Annotated in this window: 24 protein-coding genes; 23 read left to right on the top strand and 1 reads right to left on the bottom strand. The window is 67.9% G+C overall.

The window, feature by feature from the left end; translation table 11 throughout:
* The first annotated feature begins 212 nt into the window (after window positions 1-212).
* From rplN to truA, 23 genes are all read left to right on the top strand, one after another.
* Window positions 213-581: a 50S ribosomal protein L14 gene (gene rplN / locus LXN57_RS19640; protein WP_023358185.1), complete on the top strand. Its 369-nt coding sequence runs from the start codon at window positions 213-215 to the stop codon at window positions 579-581.
* Complete coding sequence (gene rplX / locus LXN57_RS19645) at window positions 578-898, top strand: 50S ribosomal protein L24 (RefSeq protein WP_203730306.1); 321 nt, start codon at window positions 578-580, stop codon at window positions 896-898. The genes rplN and rplX overlap by 4 nt, the downstream gene beginning before the upstream one ends.
* Entirely contained in the window at window positions 898-1,467 is a 570-nt protein-coding gene (rplE, locus tag LXN57_RS19650; RefSeq protein WP_221376856.1) for a 50S ribosomal protein L5, read from the top strand. Before rplX ends, rplE begins: the two co-directional genes overlap by 1 nt.
* 2 nt (window positions 1,468-1,469) lie before the next feature.
* On the top strand, window positions 1,470-1,655 hold the full coding sequence (locus tag LXN57_RS19655; protein WP_023358191.1) for a type Z 30S ribosomal protein S14: 186 nt from the start codon (window positions 1,470-1,472) through the stop codon (window positions 1,653-1,655).
* 117 nt (window positions 1,656-1,772) lie between these two features.
* Window positions 1,773-2,180, top strand: coding sequence for a 30S ribosomal protein S8 (gene rpsH, locus LXN57_RS19660; RefSeq protein ID WP_127499781.1), 408 nt, complete (start codon window positions 1,773-1,775; stop codon window positions 2,178-2,180).
* 17 nt (window positions 2,181-2,197) lie between these two features.
* Entirely contained in the window at window positions 2,198-2,737 is a 540-nt protein-coding gene (gene rplF / locus LXN57_RS19665; protein WP_251799636.1) for a 50S ribosomal protein L6, read from the top strand.
* A complete protein-coding gene (gene rplR, locus LXN57_RS19670; protein WP_438862184.1) occupies window positions 2,734-3,129 on the top strand; it encodes a 50S ribosomal protein L18 in 396 nt (131 codons plus the stop codon). The genes rplF and rplR overlap by 4 nt, the downstream gene beginning before the upstream one ends.
* 13 nt (window positions 3,130-3,142) lie before the next feature.
* Window positions 3,143-3,766: a 30S ribosomal protein S5 gene (rpsE, locus tag LXN57_RS19675; RefSeq protein WP_221376854.1), complete on the top strand. Its 624-nt coding sequence runs from the start codon at window positions 3,143-3,145 to the stop codon at window positions 3,764-3,766.
* Window positions 3,766-3,948, top strand: coding sequence for a 50S ribosomal protein L30 (gene rpmD, locus LXN57_RS19680; protein WP_221376853.1), 183 nt, complete (start codon window positions 3,766-3,768; stop codon window positions 3,946-3,948). The genes rpsE and rpmD overlap by 1 nt, the downstream gene beginning before the upstream one ends.
* On the top strand, window positions 3,948-4,397 hold the full coding sequence (rplO, locus tag LXN57_RS19685; RefSeq protein WP_221376852.1) for a 50S ribosomal protein L15: 450 nt from the start codon (window positions 3,948-3,950) through the stop codon (window positions 4,395-4,397). Before rpmD ends, rplO begins: the two co-directional genes overlap by 1 nt.
* 243 nt (window positions 4,398-4,640) lie before the next feature.
* Complete coding sequence (gene secY / locus LXN57_RS19690) at window positions 4,641-5,987, top strand: preprotein translocase subunit SecY (RefSeq protein ID WP_251799671.1); 1,347 nt, start codon at window positions 4,641-4,643, stop codon at window positions 5,985-5,987.
* Between the two features lie 68 nt (window positions 5,988-6,055).
* On the top strand, window positions 6,056-6,709 hold the full coding sequence (locus tag LXN57_RS19695; RefSeq protein WP_221376851.1) for an adenylate kinase: 654 nt from the start codon (window positions 6,056-6,058) through the stop codon (window positions 6,707-6,709).
* A 1-nt stretch (window position 6,710) separates the two neighbouring features.
* A complete protein-coding gene (gene map, locus LXN57_RS19700) occupies window positions 6,711-7,544 on the top strand; it encodes a type I methionyl aminopeptidase (protein ID WP_251799637.1) in 834 nt (277 codons plus the stop codon).
* Window positions 7,545-7,581: 37 nt separating this feature from the next.
* Window positions 7,582-8,016: a DUF1707 SHOCT-like domain-containing protein gene (locus LXN57_RS19705; protein WP_251799638.1), complete on the top strand. Its 435-nt coding sequence runs from the start codon at window positions 7,582-7,584 to the stop codon at window positions 8,014-8,016.
* Between the two features lie 19 nt (window positions 8,017-8,035).
* Window positions 8,036-8,659, top strand: a complete 624-nt coding sequence (locus LXN57_RS19710; RefSeq protein WP_251799639.1) for a DUF1707 SHOCT-like domain-containing protein — start codon at window positions 8,036-8,038, stop codon at window positions 8,657-8,659.
* 234 nt (window positions 8,660-8,893) lie between these two features.
* On the top strand, window positions 8,894-9,115 hold the full coding sequence (gene infA / locus LXN57_RS19715; protein WP_007073013.1) for a translation initiation factor IF-1: 222 nt from the start codon (window positions 8,894-8,896) through the stop codon (window positions 9,113-9,115).
* A gap of 54 nt (window positions 9,116-9,169) precedes the next feature.
* Window positions 9,170-9,286: a 50S ribosomal protein L36 gene (rpmJ, locus tag LXN57_RS19720; protein ID WP_015619018.1), complete on the top strand. Its 117-nt coding sequence runs from the start codon at window positions 9,170-9,172 to the stop codon at window positions 9,284-9,286.
* 150 nt (window positions 9,287-9,436) lie between these two features.
* A complete protein-coding gene (gene rpsM, locus LXN57_RS19725) occupies window positions 9,437-9,817 on the top strand; it encodes a 30S ribosomal protein S13 (protein ID WP_221376849.1) in 381 nt (126 codons plus the stop codon).
* Between the two features lie 17 nt (window positions 9,818-9,834).
* Window positions 9,835-10,242 carry a 30S ribosomal protein S11 gene (gene rpsK, locus LXN57_RS19730; RefSeq protein WP_014440747.1) on the top strand — a complete coding sequence of 136 codons (408 nt, stop codon included), beginning with the start codon at window positions 9,835-9,837 and terminating at the stop codon, window positions 10,240-10,242.
* 16 nt (window positions 10,243-10,258) lie between these two features.
* Window positions 10,259-10,885 carry a 30S ribosomal protein S4 gene (gene rpsD, locus LXN57_RS19735; protein ID WP_221376848.1) on the top strand — a complete coding sequence of 209 codons (627 nt, stop codon included), beginning with the start codon at window positions 10,259-10,261 and terminating at the stop codon, window positions 10,883-10,885.
* A gap of 168 nt (window positions 10,886-11,053) precedes the next feature.
* The gene (locus tag LXN57_RS19740; protein WP_221376847.1) at window positions 11,054-12,076 is read left to right on the top strand and encodes a DNA-directed RNA polymerase subunit alpha; all 1,023 of its coding nucleotides are present in this window, start codon (window positions 11,054-11,056) and stop codon (window positions 12,074-12,076) included.
* Between the two features lie 38 nt (window positions 12,077-12,114).
* Window positions 12,115-12,705: a 50S ribosomal protein L17 gene (gene rplQ, locus LXN57_RS19745; protein WP_251799640.1), complete on the top strand. Its 591-nt coding sequence runs from the start codon at window positions 12,115-12,117 to the stop codon at window positions 12,703-12,705.
* 138 nt (window positions 12,706-12,843) lie between these two features.
* Entirely contained in the window at window positions 12,844-13,647 is an 804-nt protein-coding gene (gene truA, locus LXN57_RS19750; RefSeq protein WP_251799641.1) for a tRNA pseudouridine(38-40) synthase TruA, read from the top strand.
* An 8-nt stretch (window positions 13,648-13,655) separates the two neighbouring features.
* Here the strand turns inward: truA and LXN57_RS19755 are convergent, their stop codons facing one another.
* Entirely contained in the window at window positions 13,656-14,573 is a 918-nt protein-coding gene (locus tag LXN57_RS19755; RefSeq protein WP_251799642.1) for a hypothetical protein, read from the bottom strand.
* Between the last annotated feature and the right edge of the window lie 67 nt (window positions 14,574-14,640).

Below are 14,640 nucleotides of genomic sequence, written 5' to 3' on the forward strand. Positions count from 1 at the left end.
GGGGGGGGGGGGGGGGGGCCCCCCCCCCCCCCCGGGGGGGGGGGGGGGGGCCCCCCCCCACCCCCCCCCGGGGGGGGGGGGGGCCGGCCCCCGCCCGCCCCCGCCCCCCTCCAACCACCCCGCCCCCCTCCCCTAAAAAGGCCTAAAGGCGGACCCACGTTCCGCCAAGCTTCGCGAACCAGGCGGAGAACTGGCAGACATAGGAGACAGACGTGATTCAGCAGGAGTCGCGACTGCGCGTCGCTGACAACACGGGTGCCCGGGAGATTCTGTGCATCCGCGTGCTCGGTGGCTCCGGTCGCCGTTACGCGAGCATCGGTGACGTCATCGTGGCCACGGTCAAGGACGCCATTCCGGGCGCCGGTGTGAAGAAGGGTGACGTCGTCAAGGCGGTCATCGTCCGCACCGCCAAGGAGCGTCGCCGTCCCGACGGCTCGTACATCCGCTTCGACGAGAACGCCGCCGTCATCATCAAGGACGGCGGGGACCCCCGCGGTACCCGCATCTTCGGCCCGGTCGGGCGCGAGCTGCGCGACAAGCGGTTCATGAAGATCATCAGCCTGGCGCCGGAGGTGCTCTGACCGTGAAGATCAAGAAGGGCGACACGGTCGTCGTCATCGCCGGCAAGGACAAGGGCGCCAAGGGCAAGGTCATCGCGGCCTACCCGACGCGTGACAAGGTCCTGGTCGAGGGCGTCAACCGCGTCAAGAAGCACGAACGCATCCGCACCACCCAGCGTGGTTCGAAGACCGGTGGCATCGTCACCCAGGAAGCCGCGATCCACATCTCGAATGTGCAGATCGTGGACGACCAGGGCAAGCCGACGCGCATCGGTTACAAGGTCGACGAGAACGGCAACAAGGTCCGTATCGCTCGTACGACCGGTAAGGAACTCTGATGACTGCCGCCACCGAGACGAAGACGCTGCCGCGCCTGAAGCAGAAGTACCGCAGCGAGGTCATCGCCGCGCTTCAGGAGCAGTACAAGTACGGCAACCCCATGCAGGTTCCCGGCCTGGTCAAGGTCGTCGTGAACATGGGTGTGGGCGAGGCCGCCCGCGACGCCAAGCTGATCGACGGCGCCGTGCGCGACCTGACCACGATCACCGGTCAGAAGCCGCTCGTGCGGCGGGCGACCAAGTCCATCGCGCAGTTCAAGCTGCGTGAGGGCATGCCGATCGGCGCGAAGGTGACCCTGCGCAACGACCGGATGTGGGAGTTCCTCGACCGGCTGCTGTCGATCGCGCTGCCCCGTATCCGTGACTTCCGCGGCCTCGACGGGCGCAAGCTCGACGGGCACGGGAACTACACGTTCGGTCTGACCGAGCAGTCGGTGTTCCACGAGATCGACCAGGACCGGATCGATCGCACGCGGGGCATGGACATCACGGTGGTCACGACCGCCGACACCGACGACGAGGGCCGGGCGCTTCTCAAGCTCCTGGGCTTCCCGTTCAAGGAGAACTGAGCATGGCTAAGAAGGCGCTGATCATCAAGGCGGCCGCGAAGCCGAAGTTCGCCGTGCGCGCCTACACCCGCTGCCAGAAGTGCGGTCGCCCGCACTCGGTCTACCGCAAGTTCGGCCTGTGCCGCGTTTGCCTGCGGGACATGGCTCACCGTGGTGAGCTGCCCGGCGTGTCCAAGGCCTCCTGGTAACCCCATCCAACCGCCCCACCCGCCGCCCAAAAGCGGACTAAAGGCTGGGTTGATACACCGCTTCGCCGTAGGCCCGCCCGTAGTGGGAACCCCGGCGAGAAAGGTTGACGAACACCCATGACGATGACGGACCCGATCGCAGACATGCTGACGCGTCTGCGCAACGCCAACCAGGCGTACCACGACAAGGTGACCATGCCCTTCTCGAAGATCAAGGCGAACATCGCCGAGGTCCTCAAGGCTGAGGGTTACATCGCCTCCTGGTCGGCCGAGGAGCCCGAGGAAGGCGCTGTCGGCAAGCGTCTGGTCGTAGAGCTCAAGTACGGCCAGAGTCGCGAGCGCAGCCTCGCCGGCATCAAGCGCGTCTCGAAGCCCGGCCTCCGGGTTTACGCCAAGTCCGACGAGCTCCCGCGGGTGCTCGGCGGCCTCGGTGTCGCGATTATTTCGACGTCCCAGGGACTGCTGACCGACCGGCAGGCCCGCAAGCGGAGCGTTGGCGGGGAAGTCCTCGCCTTCGTCTGGTAACTGGAGACTGAGAAACCATGTCGCGAATCGGACGTAAGTCGATCCCGGTCCCGGCCGGCGTCGATGTCACCATCACGGGCCAGACCGTCAAGGTCAAGGGCCCCAAGGGCGAGCTCTCGCACACCGTCTCCGAGCCGATCACGGTCGAGCAGGAGGGTGGCGAGCTGCACGTCAACCGCCCCAACGACGAGCGTAGGGCCAAGGAGCTCCACGGCCTCTCCCGTACCCTGGTCGCCAACATGATCGTCGGCGTCACCGAGGGCTACAAGAAGACGCTGGAGATCAACGGCACCGGTTACCGGGTCACGGCCAAGGGCAAGGACCTCGAGTTCGCCCTCGGCTTCTCGCACCCGGTGAACGTCGTGCCGCCCAACGGCATCACGTTCTCGGTCGAGCGGCCGACGCAGTTCACGGTCGCGGGCATCGACAAGCAGCTCGTCGGCGAGGTAGCCGCCAACATCCGGAAGATCCGCCCGCCGGAGCCCTACAAGGGCAAGGGCGTCAAGTACCAGGGCGAGGTAATCCGTCGTAAGGCCGGAAAGGCAGGTAAGAAGTGACCGCCACGCTGCTCAAGCGTCGCAATGGCGCGGGTGTCTCCGCCAAGCGGGCTGTCGGAAAGGCGCGTCGGCACTTCCGGGTCCGTCGGAACGTCCGCGGCACCGCCGAACGTCCCCGCCTGGTCGTCACCCGGTCGTCGCGGCACATCACCGCGCAGATCATCGACGACCTCAAGGGCCACACGCTGGCCTCGGCTTCCACGCTCGACACCTCCCTGCGGGGTGGCGAGGGTGACAAGAGCGCCCAGGCCGGCAAGGTCGGCGCTCTCCTCGCCGAGCGGGCCAAGGCCGCGGGCGTGTCCAAGGTCGTATTCGACCGCGGTGGCAACAAGTACGCGGGACGTATCGCCTCGCTTGCGACTGCCGCGCGCGAAGCCGGACTCGAGTTCTAGGAGGAATTGACCAATGCCTGGTCAGCAGCGCCGAGGCGGCGGGTCCGGCGGTAACACCGAGGGTGGCAACCGCCGGGACAACCGCCGTGAGGGCGGCCGCGGCAACGCGCCCGTCGACAAGACCCCGCATCTCGAGCGGGTCGTCGCCATCAACCGTGTCGCCAAGGTCGTCAAGGGTGGTCGTCGCTTCAGCTTCACCGCCCTGGTGATCGTGGGCGACGGCGACGGCACGGTCGGCATCGGCTACGGAAAGGCCAAGGAGGTGCCCGCGGCCATCGCCAAGGGCGTCGAGGAGGCCAAGAAGCACTTCTTCAAGGTTCCGCGGATCGCCGCGACGATTCCGCACCCGATCATCGGCGAGGCTGCCGCGGGTGTCGTGCTCCTCAAGCCGGCCTCCGCCGGTACCGGCGTCATCGCCGGTGGCCCGGTGCGTGCCGTGCTGGAGTGCGCGGGCATCCACGACATCCTGTCGAAGAGCCTGGGTTCGTCGAACCCGATCAACATCGTGCACGCGACCGTGGCCGCTCTGAAGGGCCTCGAGTCGCCGGAGGCGGTCGCGGCTCGCCGTGGCCTGCCGGTCGAGGATGTGGCGCCGGCGGCCATGCTGGCGGCGCGCGCGGAAGCGGCGGTGCGCTGATGGCACGCTTGAAGGTCACCCAGATCCGGTCCCACATCGGCCGCAAGCAGAACCAGCGGAACTCTCTGCGGTCGCTGGGCCTGAAGCGGATCAATGATGTGGTGGTCAAGGAGGACCGCCCCGAGATTCGGGGCATGATCTTCGCCGTGAGCCACCTCGTGACTGTTGAGGAGGTCGAGTAATGGCGATCAAGGTCCACCACCTGCGCCCGGCGCCCGGTGCCAAGACTGCCAAGACCCGCGTGGGTCGTGGTGAGGGCTCCAAGGGCAAGACCGCCGGCCGCGGCACCAAGGGCACCGGCGCCCGCAAGAACACCCCGGCGGCGTTCGAGGGTGGGCAGATGCCCATCCACATGCGCCTGCCGAAGATCAAGGGGCTCAAGAACCGGCCCCGCAACAAGGTCGTCTTCCAGGTCGTGAACCTGGACCGTCTCGCCGAGCTGTTCCCGAACGGCGGCGAGGTCGGACCGGACGAGCTGTTCGAGGCCGGGGCGGTTCGCAAGAACCAGCCGGTGAAGGTCCTGGGCTCGGGCGAGCTGGGCAGCGTGTCGCTCACGATCAAGGCGCACGCGTTCAGCGAGTCGGCCAAGGAGAAGATCGCTGCAGCCGGTGGTTCCACCACCGAGCTGTGAGGCTTGCGGGGATGCCTGCCCGGGCGGTGCAAAATGCGTCGCTCGGGCAGTCATCCCCTTTGTGGCGTCTGACCTGGCCTTTTGTCGGCAGGCCAAATGCCTACGCGCGGTGCAGGCTACCGTGACACACCGCGCTCCAATAAGACTGTTAGAGTCCGTTCCCAGCTAGGGATATCGGTCGTCCGGACCGATGCCTTCCCCCACCCGCCGATTGCGGCGGTAACCTCGCGCAGGAGGAAGAAGTTGCTCTCCGCCTTTACCAGTGCGTTCCGGACGCCTGACCTGCGCAAGAAGCTGCTGTTCACGGTCTTCATCATTGCGTTGTACCGGCTCGGCGCCACCTTGCCCAGCCCCGGTGTCTCTTACACCAACGTGCGGCGCTGTCTCGACATCGTGAACTCATCGAACGCCGACGGTGGCGTGCTCAACCTGCTGAACCTCTTCTCAGGTGGCGCGCTGCTCCAGTTGTCGGTGTTCGCGCTGGGCATCATGCCGTACATCACGGCCTCCATCATCTTGCAGCTGCTGACCGTGGTCATTCCCCGCCTCGAACAGCTGCGCAAGGAAGGCCAGTCCGGCCAAGCCAAGATCACCCAGTACACCCGGTACCTGACGCTCGGCCTCGCCGTCCTCCAGTCCTCGGCGTTCGTCGCCCTGGCCCGGACGGGGCAGCTGTTCGGCAACGCGTGCGACCAGAACGATCCGACGCTCCAGATCATCCCGGAGAACACCGGGCTGCCGATGTGGCTCACGCTCTCGATCCTGGTGCTGACCATGACGGCCGGCACGGGAATGGTGATGTGGCTCGGTGAGCTGATCACCGACCGTGGCGTCGGTAACGGCATGTCCGTCCTGATCTTCACCTCGATCGCTGCCCGCCTTCCCGGCGAGGGCTGGACGATCAAGGAGTCGAGCGGTGTCGGCAAGTTCGTTCTGGTGATCGTGCTGGTACTGGTGATCATCGGCCTCGTGGTGTTCATCGAGCAGGCGCAGCGACGCATCCCCGTGCAGTACGCCAAGCGCATGATCGGCCGGCGCATGTACGGCGGCACCTCGACGTACATCCCGCTCAAGGTCAACCAGGCGGGTGTCGTCCCGGTCATCTTCGCGTCGTCGTTGCTCTACCTGCCGCAGCTCTACTTGCAGTTCTTCGACCCGAACAACCTCCAGGGTTACCAGGTCTGGATCCAGAAGTGGCTGGCCGACCCGACGAGTGAGCTGTACATCGGGGTCTACTTCCTGATGATCATCTTCTTCACGTACTTCTACGTCTCGATCACGTTCAACCCGACCGAGGTCGCAGACAACATGAAGAAGTACGGTGGCTTCGTGCCGGGTATCCGCCCGGGCAAGCCCACCGCGGATTATCTGGACTTCATCCTCAGCCGGATCACCCTCCCCGGTGCGCTGTACCTTGGTCTGATCTCGGTTTTGCCGAACTTCTTCTTCATCTGGCTGGACGCGCAGCAGTACCAGAACTTCCCGTTCGGTGGTACGGCAGTGCTGATCATGGTGGGTGTGGGTCTGGAGACGGTGAAGCAGATCGAGAGCCAGCTGATGCAGCGCAACTATGAAGGGTTCCTGCGGTAGTGGCGGCGCGGAGCCGGGGGGCTCTTGCGTCGGCGATGTCAACAACTCACCTAAGCGAGGCGATGTAGGTGCGGCTGGTTCTGGTGGGCCCTCCGGGGGCCGGCAAGGGGACCCAGGCTGAGTTCATCGCCGCCCATCTCGCCGTACCGAAGATCTCGACCGGTGACATCTTCCGGGCCAACGTCTCCCAGGGCACGCCCCTGGGAGTAGAGGCGAAGCGCTACATGGACGCGGGTCAGCTTGTCCCGGACGAAGTGACCATCAACATGGTCCGGGACAGGCTGGCCGAGCCCGACGCCGGCGACGGCTTCCTGCTCGACGGCTTCCCGCGGACGGTGCCCCAGGCCTCGGCCCTCGACAAGTTGCTGGCCGACCTGGGCACCGCGCTCGACCTGGTGATGGAGCTCGTGGTCGACGACGACGAGGTCATCCGGCGGCTGTCGGGCCGCCGCACCTGCCGTGGCTGCGGCAAGATCTGGCACGTCGAGTTCGACCCGACCAGCAAGGAGAACATCTGCGACCGTTGCGGGTCGGAGCTGTTCCAGCGGGACGACGACAAGGCCGAGACGATCGCCAACCGTCTGGTCGAGTACGCCGACAAGACCGCTCCGCTGGTCGACTTCTTCGGCGCTCAGGGCAAGCTGGTGGGGATCGACGCGACCGGACCGGTCGAGGACGTCACGGTGCGCGCCATCGACGCCCTGCGGTCCTACGGGGGCTGACGTGCGCCGTCCCCAGCTGGACATTCAGCTGAAGACTCCGGAACAGATCGGGAAGATGCGCGGCGCCGGCCTCGTCGTCGCCGCCGCGCTGCAGGCCATGCGTGAGGTCGTGGCCCCCGGTGTCTCGACCGCCGACCTCGACGCGATCGCCGAGAAGGTGATCCGCGACGCCGGTGCGGTTCCGTCGTTCAAGGGCTACCACGGCTTCCCGGCCTCGATCTGCGCCTCGGTCAACGAGCAGGTCGTGCACGGCATCCCCAGCGCCGCGCAGGTGCTGCGCGAGGGCGACCTGATCTCGATCGACTGCGGCGCGATCCTCGACGGCTGGCACGGCGACTCGGCGATCACCGTCGGCGTCGGCGCGACCGACCCGGCACTGCTCAAGATGGCCGAGGTCGCCGAAGAGGCGATGTGGGCCGGCATCGCCGCCGCGGCCCGCGGTTCGGCCAACGGCCGGGGCAGGCTCACCGACATCTCGTTCAACGTCGAGAAGACGGTCCGCAAGGCGGGCCGGTACGGCATCGTCGACGGCTACGGCGGGCACGGCATCGGCACCGAGATGCACCAGGACCCGCACGTGCTCAACCACGGCAAGCCCGGCAAGGGCCCGCGCCTGGCGCCCGGCCTGTGCCTGGCCATCGAGCCGATGATCACGCTAGGGTCGCCGCGGACGGCCGAACTGGCCGACGGCTGGACCGTGGTCACCCGCGACAACTCGATCGCGGCCCACGTCGAGCACACGATGTGCCTGCTGGAGGACGGCGTCTGGGTGACCACCGCGGTCGACGGCGGCCGGGCCCGGCTCGGCGATCTGGTCACCGCACGTCAGTCCTGACTACCGGGGGATGGTTCTCTCGGGCATGCTGGGACGCATGGGTCGGGATGACATGCGTGCCGGTGACGGCGACCGCAAGGCAGTCGCGGAACAGCTCAAGACCGCGCTCGACGAGGGCCGTCTCGACCTGCACGAGTACGACGAGCGTCTGCAGCGCACCTATGCGGCCAAGACCTACGGCGACCTCGACGGCCTGCTCGACGACCTGCCCGGCACGATCCCGGTGCAGCGCGCGCAGGTCCAGCCGGCCACCTCGGCGCCCTCGCCGGCGGCCGCCAAGGGCGCCGGCCCGGGCCGGCAGAACCAGCACTGGGTGGGCCCCTACGCGGGCGTGGTGCTCGTCTGCACGCTGATCTGGTTGGTGACCAGCATCGCGTCGGGGGAGCTGCTGTATTTCTGGCCGGTCTGGATGCTGATCCCGCTGATCCTCGGCTTCTTCGGTCAGCGGCACGGCGGCGGCCGCGAGCGCTGACTGGATCGGGAGTGCCACCATGGCTGATGTGAGCCGGGAGCAGATGCGCGCCGCCGACGACGACCGCCGGCAGGTCGCCGACCAGTTGCGCCTCGCGCTCGAGGAGGGTCGCCTCGACCTCACCGAGTACGACGAGCGCATCCAGGGTGCGTACGCGGCCAAGACGTACGCCGAACTCGACCGGCTGCTGACCGACCTGCCGAACACCGCTCCGCTCGTACCGGCCCAGCCGGCCGCGGTGGCCGTGCCGGCGTCCGAGGGCCTGCGCTCGGCCTGGCTGGGGCACGTCTGGGGAGCGTGGGCCAAGGCTGCGGTGTTCTTCACCCTGATCTGGGGCGTCGCCGCGCTGGCGAGCTCCGAGCCCATCTTCTACTGGCCGGTCTGGATCGTCGGGCCGTGGGGCGTCGTGCTGGTGTTCCGCACGATCGGCGGCCTGGCCTCGGGCGAGCCCCGCAAGCACGCAGCCGAGGCGGAACACCGCCGCCGGCTGCGGGAGCACAAGCGGGACCGCAAGGCGCTCTACTCCCGGGCCATCGCGGCCGGCGAGCTGCCCGACAAGCCGACCAAGGAGCAGCGCAAGGCGTTCATCGCCGAGGCAGTGGCCCGCGGCGACCTGCCGCCGAAGCCCCGACGACCGCAATAAAGCCATATGTCTGGTTTTCCGGGCAGCGACACACCCGACCACGGGTAACGGCGACCTCGGTTTGGTGTCGCCGTGCAGGCGCGCGTACACTGGCTAGCTGGCGCGCAGCGTCCACTCCCGCATGTCCTCAGCGCTTCGAGGGCGAGTGGGAGCCGCGGCTGGTCCGGGTCGGTGACGACCCGGGTAAGACGTTGTGCAGCTAACCCCGAACCCCAGTGTCAGGTAGCGGAGGACATGCCTAAGAAAGACGGAGCCATCGAGATCGAGGGCCGCGTGATCGAGCCCCTGCCGAACGCTATGTTCCGCGTTGAGCTCGCCAATGGTCACAAGGTCCTTGCACACATCTCAGGCAAGATGCGGCAGCACTACATCCGCATCCTTCCCGAGGACAGAGTCGTCGTCGAGCTTTCGCCGTACGACCTCACCCGTGGGCGAATCGTCTACCGCTACAAGTAACCGGGGGACGGGAAGGATCCAGTGAACCCGTCCGACTGAGAGTTAAGGCAAACCGTGAAGGTCAAGCCGAGCGTCAAGCGGATCTGCAACAACTGCCGGGTCATCCGGCGGCATGGCCGCGTCATGGTCATCTGCAAGACCGACGCGCGCCACAAGCAGCGCCAGGGCTGAGTCCCGCAACGCTGCCAGATCCGGCATCACGAACAAGCTCGTCCCAGCCACGCAAGTGGCACACCCCCGGCGCGGAGGCCGGGGCCCGTCCGGGCAGACGGGGTGGGAGGGGCACAGACCTCCGAACGATTCTGAGGAGCACGCCCGCTTATGGCACGTCTCGTCGGCGTCGATCTTCCCCGTGAAAAGCGGATGGAGATCGCGCTCACCTACGTCTACGGAATCGGTCGCACCCGCGCTGTCGAAGCACTGACCGCCACCGGGATTGACCTGAACAAGCGCGCCAAGGACCTCACGGACGAGGAGCTGGTTCAGCTCCGCGACTACATCGAGGGCAATTTCAAGGTTGAGGGTGACCTTCGCCGCGAGGTCGCCGCGGACATTCGCCGCAAGGTCGAGATCGGCTCTTACGCCGGCATCCGCCACCGCCGGGGTCTCCCCGTGCGGGGTCAGCGCACCCGGACCAACGCGCGTACGCGCAAGGGCCCGAAGCGCACGGTTGCAGGTAAGAAGAAGCCGGGTCGGAAGTAATAGGAGCGCACTGACTTATGCCACCGAAGGCACGCGCTGGGGCCGCCGTCAAGAAGGTCCGGCGCAAGGAACGCAAGAACGTCGCCCACGGGCAGGCGCACATCAAGAGCACCTTCAACAACACCATCGTGTCGATCACCGACCCGACTGGTGCGGTCATCTCCTGGGCCTCGTCCGGCCAGGTGGGCTTCAAGGGCTCCCGCAAGTCGACCCCGTTCGCCGCGCAGCTGGCTGCCGAGGCCGCCGCTCGCCGGGCGATGGAGCACGGCATGCGCAAGGTCGACGTCTTCGTGAAGGGTCCCGGCTCCGGCCGTGAGACCGCGATCCGCTCGCTGCAGGCCGCCGGCCTCGAGGTCGGGCAGATCAGTGACGTCACGCCGCAGCCGCACAACGGTTGCCGTCCGCCGAAGCGCCGCCGGGTCTAAGGGAGAGACAAGAAGCATGGCTCGTTACACAGGGGCGGACTGCAAGCGCTGCCGCCGCGAGAAGATGAAGCTGTTCCTCAAGGGCAGCAAGTGCGACGGGCCCAAGTGCCCGTTCGAGTCGCGTCCCTTCCCGCCCGGCCAACACGGCCGTGGCCGGACCAAGGAGACCGAGTACCTGCTCCAGATGCGCGAGAAGCAGAAGGCTCGCCGCGTCTACGGAGTGCTCGAGAAGCAGTTCCGCGGTTACTACGAGGAGGCTGTCACCAAGCCCGGCAAGACCGGTGAGGTGCTGCTGCAGATCCTCGAGTCGCGTCTCGACAACGTCGTCTACCGGGCCGGCCTCGCGCAGTCCCGGGACATGGCCCGCCAGCTGGTCAAGCACGGCCACTTCCTGGTCAACGGCGTGAAGGTCGACATCCCGTCGTACCGCGTCAAGGAGCACGACATCGTGACCACGCGCGAGAAGTCGAAGGAGATGACCCCCTTCGTCGTCTCCCAGGCTCAGGCCGGGCAGCGTCCCGTGCCGGCGTGGCTCGAGCCCATCCCGAGCGAGATGAAGGTTCTCGTTCACTCGCTCCCGGCCCGGGCTGTCATCGACACCCAGGTCCAGGAGCAGCTGATCGTCGAGCTCTACTCCAAGTAGCGCTCTGCCGGGGGCGCCGTCGGGCGCCCCCGGTGCAGTGAGGTTTGTTCGCGACGGTGGAGACCACGGTTCCTCGGCTTACGGACGCTGAGGGTCGAGGCAGGTCGCGAACAAACCTCAACCGGAAGGCCGTCAAATAGCGGATGGCCCGACAGAAAGAAGAACAGCGTGCTCATCAGCCAGCGGCCGTCCCTCTCCGAGGAGTCGATCAGCGAGACCCGCTCCCGGTTCACCATCGAACCTCTGGAGCCGGGCTTCGGTTACACCCTCGGCAACTCGCTGCGGCGGACCCTGCTGTCGTCCATCCCGGGCGCGGCGGTCACCAGCATCAAGATCGACGGCGTCCTGCACGAGTTCACCACGATCCCCGGTGTCAAGGAGGACGTGGTCGAGCTGGTCATGAACGTCAAGGAGCTGACCGTCAGCTCCGAGCACGACGAGCCGGTCAGCATGTACCTGCGCAAGCAGGGCCCGGGCGACGTCACCGCCGGTGACATCCAGCCCCCGGCCGGCGTGTCCGTGCACAACCCCGACCTCAAGCTGGCCACGCTCAACAGCAAGGGCCGGCTCGACATGGAGCTCACCGTCGAGCGGGGCCGTGGCTACGTCACGGCGGCGCAGAACAAGAGCGCCGGCGCCGAGATCGGCCGCATCCCGGTCGACTCGATCTACTCGCCGGTCATGAAGGTGACCTACCGCGTCGAGGCGACCCGTGTCGAGCAGCGCACCGACTTCGACCGTCTGATCATCGACGTCGAGTCCAAGGCTTCCATCTCGCCGCGCACCGCGCTGGCCTCGGCCGGCTCCACGCTGGTCGAGCTGTTCGGCCTCTGCCGCGAGCTGGACGAGACCGCCGAGGGCATCGACATCGGCCCGTCGCCGCAGGACGCGCAGCTCGCTGCCGACCTGGCCCTGCCGATCGAGGAGCTGGACCTCACCGTCCGGTCGTACAACTGCCTCAAGCGCGAGGGCATCAACGCCGTGGGTGAACTCATCGGGCGGACGGAGGCCGACCTTCTGGATATAAGGAATTTCGGTCAGAAGAGCATCGACGAGGTCAAGATGAAGCTCGCCGGTATGGGCCTGGGCCTCAAGGACAGCGCGCCGTCCTTCGACCCCGCGCACGTCGTGGACTCGTTCGGCGACGTGGATTACGACACCGACGATTACCGCGAGACCGAGCAGCTCTAAGAGCCCGGCCGCCCCGCCTTAACAAGGAGCATTAAGAAATGCCCACGCCCACCAAGGGAGCCCGCCTCGGCGGCAGCCCGGCGCACGAGAAGCTCATCCTGGCCAACCTGGCCACCGAGCTTTTCCGGCACGGGAAGATCAAGACCACCGAGGCCAAGGCGCGCCGGCTGCGCCCCCTGGCTGAGCAGCTCATCACCAAGGCCAAGCGTGGCGACCTGCACAACCGTCGCCGGGTGCTGGCCACGGTGAAGGACAAGGACGTCGTGTACGCCCTGTTCGAGCAGATCGCTCCGCGTTACGGCAACCGGCCGGGTGGCTACACCCGCATCACCAAGACCGGCCCGCGCAAGGGGGATGCGGCTCCTATGGCTGTCATCGAGCTTGTTGAGGAGCTGCAGGTCGCTGCGACGACTGCTCCTGCTAAGAAGGTCGCTCGTAAGGCGACCGCGCAGCAGGACAAGGTGGAGGCGCTGGCCCGCGAGGACGAGGTTACGGCTTCGACCTCGACCGCGGTGGGCACCGAGGCCACCACGGACCAGGACGCCGAGCCGCCGGTGAGCGCTTCCGGCGACAAGGGTGCCGAGGGCCCCGGCGACAAGGCCGAAGGCGAAGACACCGACGCCAAGTAGTTTCGCGAATTGAGCCCGGCACCCGTTGGTGTCGGGCTCTTTTCATGTACGAGTTCTGGCGTACACAAATTTGGCGGAGTGGTCCCCGGCGCCGTTGGTGGTTCGGGCCGAGGAGGGGTGCGGCGGCTTATGAAATCCATGCGCTTGCGACTGGACGTCTCGTACGACGGCGCGGACTTCTCAGGGTGGGCGGTCCAACCCGGCCGGCGCACGGTGGCCGGCGTGCTTCTCGAGGCGCTCGGGCGGCTGGCGGGCGTGGACACCGCCTTCGGATTGACGGTCGCCGGTCGTACGGACGCGGGGGTTCACGCGTCAGGCCAGGTGTGCCATGTGGACCTGGCGGATGACGTCTGGACAACGCTCGAGGCGTCGCTGCTGCGGAGGCTGGCCGCGTTGATGCCGCCGGACGCCCGGGTGAAGTCGATCACCCCGGTGCCGTCCACGTTTGACGCTCGGTTCTCGGCCACGTATCGCCGGTACGAATACCGGGTGGCGGACACCGTGTGGGGGCCGGAGCCGTTGCGGCGGCACGACACGATCCACTGGGTGCGGCCGCTCGACGTGGATCGGCTCAGCGCCGCCTCGTACGGGCTGACCGGGGAACACGACTATGCGGCGTACTGCAAGCGCAAGGAGCACGCGACGACCGTCCGGGCGATCACCAGCCTCGACTGGCGGCGTGATCCGGACGGGGTCGTGGTGGCCACCGTGCAGGCCGACGCGTTCTGCCAGTCGATGGTGCGCAGCCTGGTCGGGGCGTTGCTGGCCGTGGGCGACGGGCGGCGCGACCCGGGGTGGCCGTCGACGCTGCTCACCCTGTCGGAACGCTCCAGCGCGGTCACGGTGGCGCCGGCGCACGGCCTCACGCTGATCGCGGTCGGCTACCCGGACGAGAGCGACTACGCCGTACGGGCCGAAGCCACCCGACGCCTCCGGGCCTGAGAAAGGGTTCAGGAGGCGGCGAGCACGCCGGGCGGCTGTGGGGGAGCCGCCTGGTGGCCCAGCACCGAACCGCCGAGGTGGGTGTCGACGAGCTCGGCGGTGATCCGGGCCGCGTACGGATCGTCGGCCGGCACGACCTGCCCGCCGGGCCGGGTGATCACGCAGTACAGCAGGAAGTTGCCGCGGGTCCGCCAGCCGACCTGCGCGGTCGACGAGTCGCCGGGGACGGCCGGGATCGAGGTGAACCCGCCGTCCCCGCTCTCGACCAGCCCGCGCACCAGGTCGTCGACCTCGGCGGCGCCGGCCGCGTCGGACAGGGTGAACACCCCGGCGGTGACCCGGTAGTCGCCGTACGGCGCGGTGATGCCGGCCCGTACCACCTCGCTGCAGCCGCGCCCCACGAGCACCGCACCGAGCTTTCCGGTGGTGGCCGTGCGGCAGTCGGCGTCGAGGTGGCGCACCTCGATCCGGTAGGCCCCCGTGGCGCCCGCCGGTCGGAGTTCGTCACCCGGGAAGACCTCCCCGCGAGCCGGCGTGGCCGGCGCCATCGGGGTCACCGACTGCCGCTGATGCCGGTCCGAGGCGAGCACCAGGAAGCCGATGGTCAGCGCGAGGCCGAGCAGGATCACGCCGGCGATGCCCTGGGTGAGCCAGAGCACCGCCCGCTGCGGTTCGACGGCGGACCGGCGCCGGGTGGTGGTGCGCCGAACCCGCGGCCGCGGCGACGCAACCCGCCGCTTGCGCGGGGGTGGCGCCACCACCCGCCGGCCGCGCAGCTGGGGCAGCGCCACCCGCAGGAGGCTCGAATGGGGTGGCGCCGGCGGCGGCCGGTGCTGGCCACCCGATCCGATGCCGCGGACCAGGAGCACCAGGCCGCCGTCGGCGGTCGCGCGGTGGGCTGGACGAGGAGGGGTGCCGTACCGCATGGCGACCAGGCTAGAAGCGCACCGTGATCGATGAACGCACAGAATGTGCGGCACCCCGCCGAACGTC

This window comes from Paractinoplanes hotanensis (genome assembly GCF_023717965.1).
Classification (GTDB): Bacteria; Actinomycetota; Actinomycetes; order Mycobacteriales; family Micromonosporaceae; genus Actinoplanes; species Actinoplanes polyasparticus.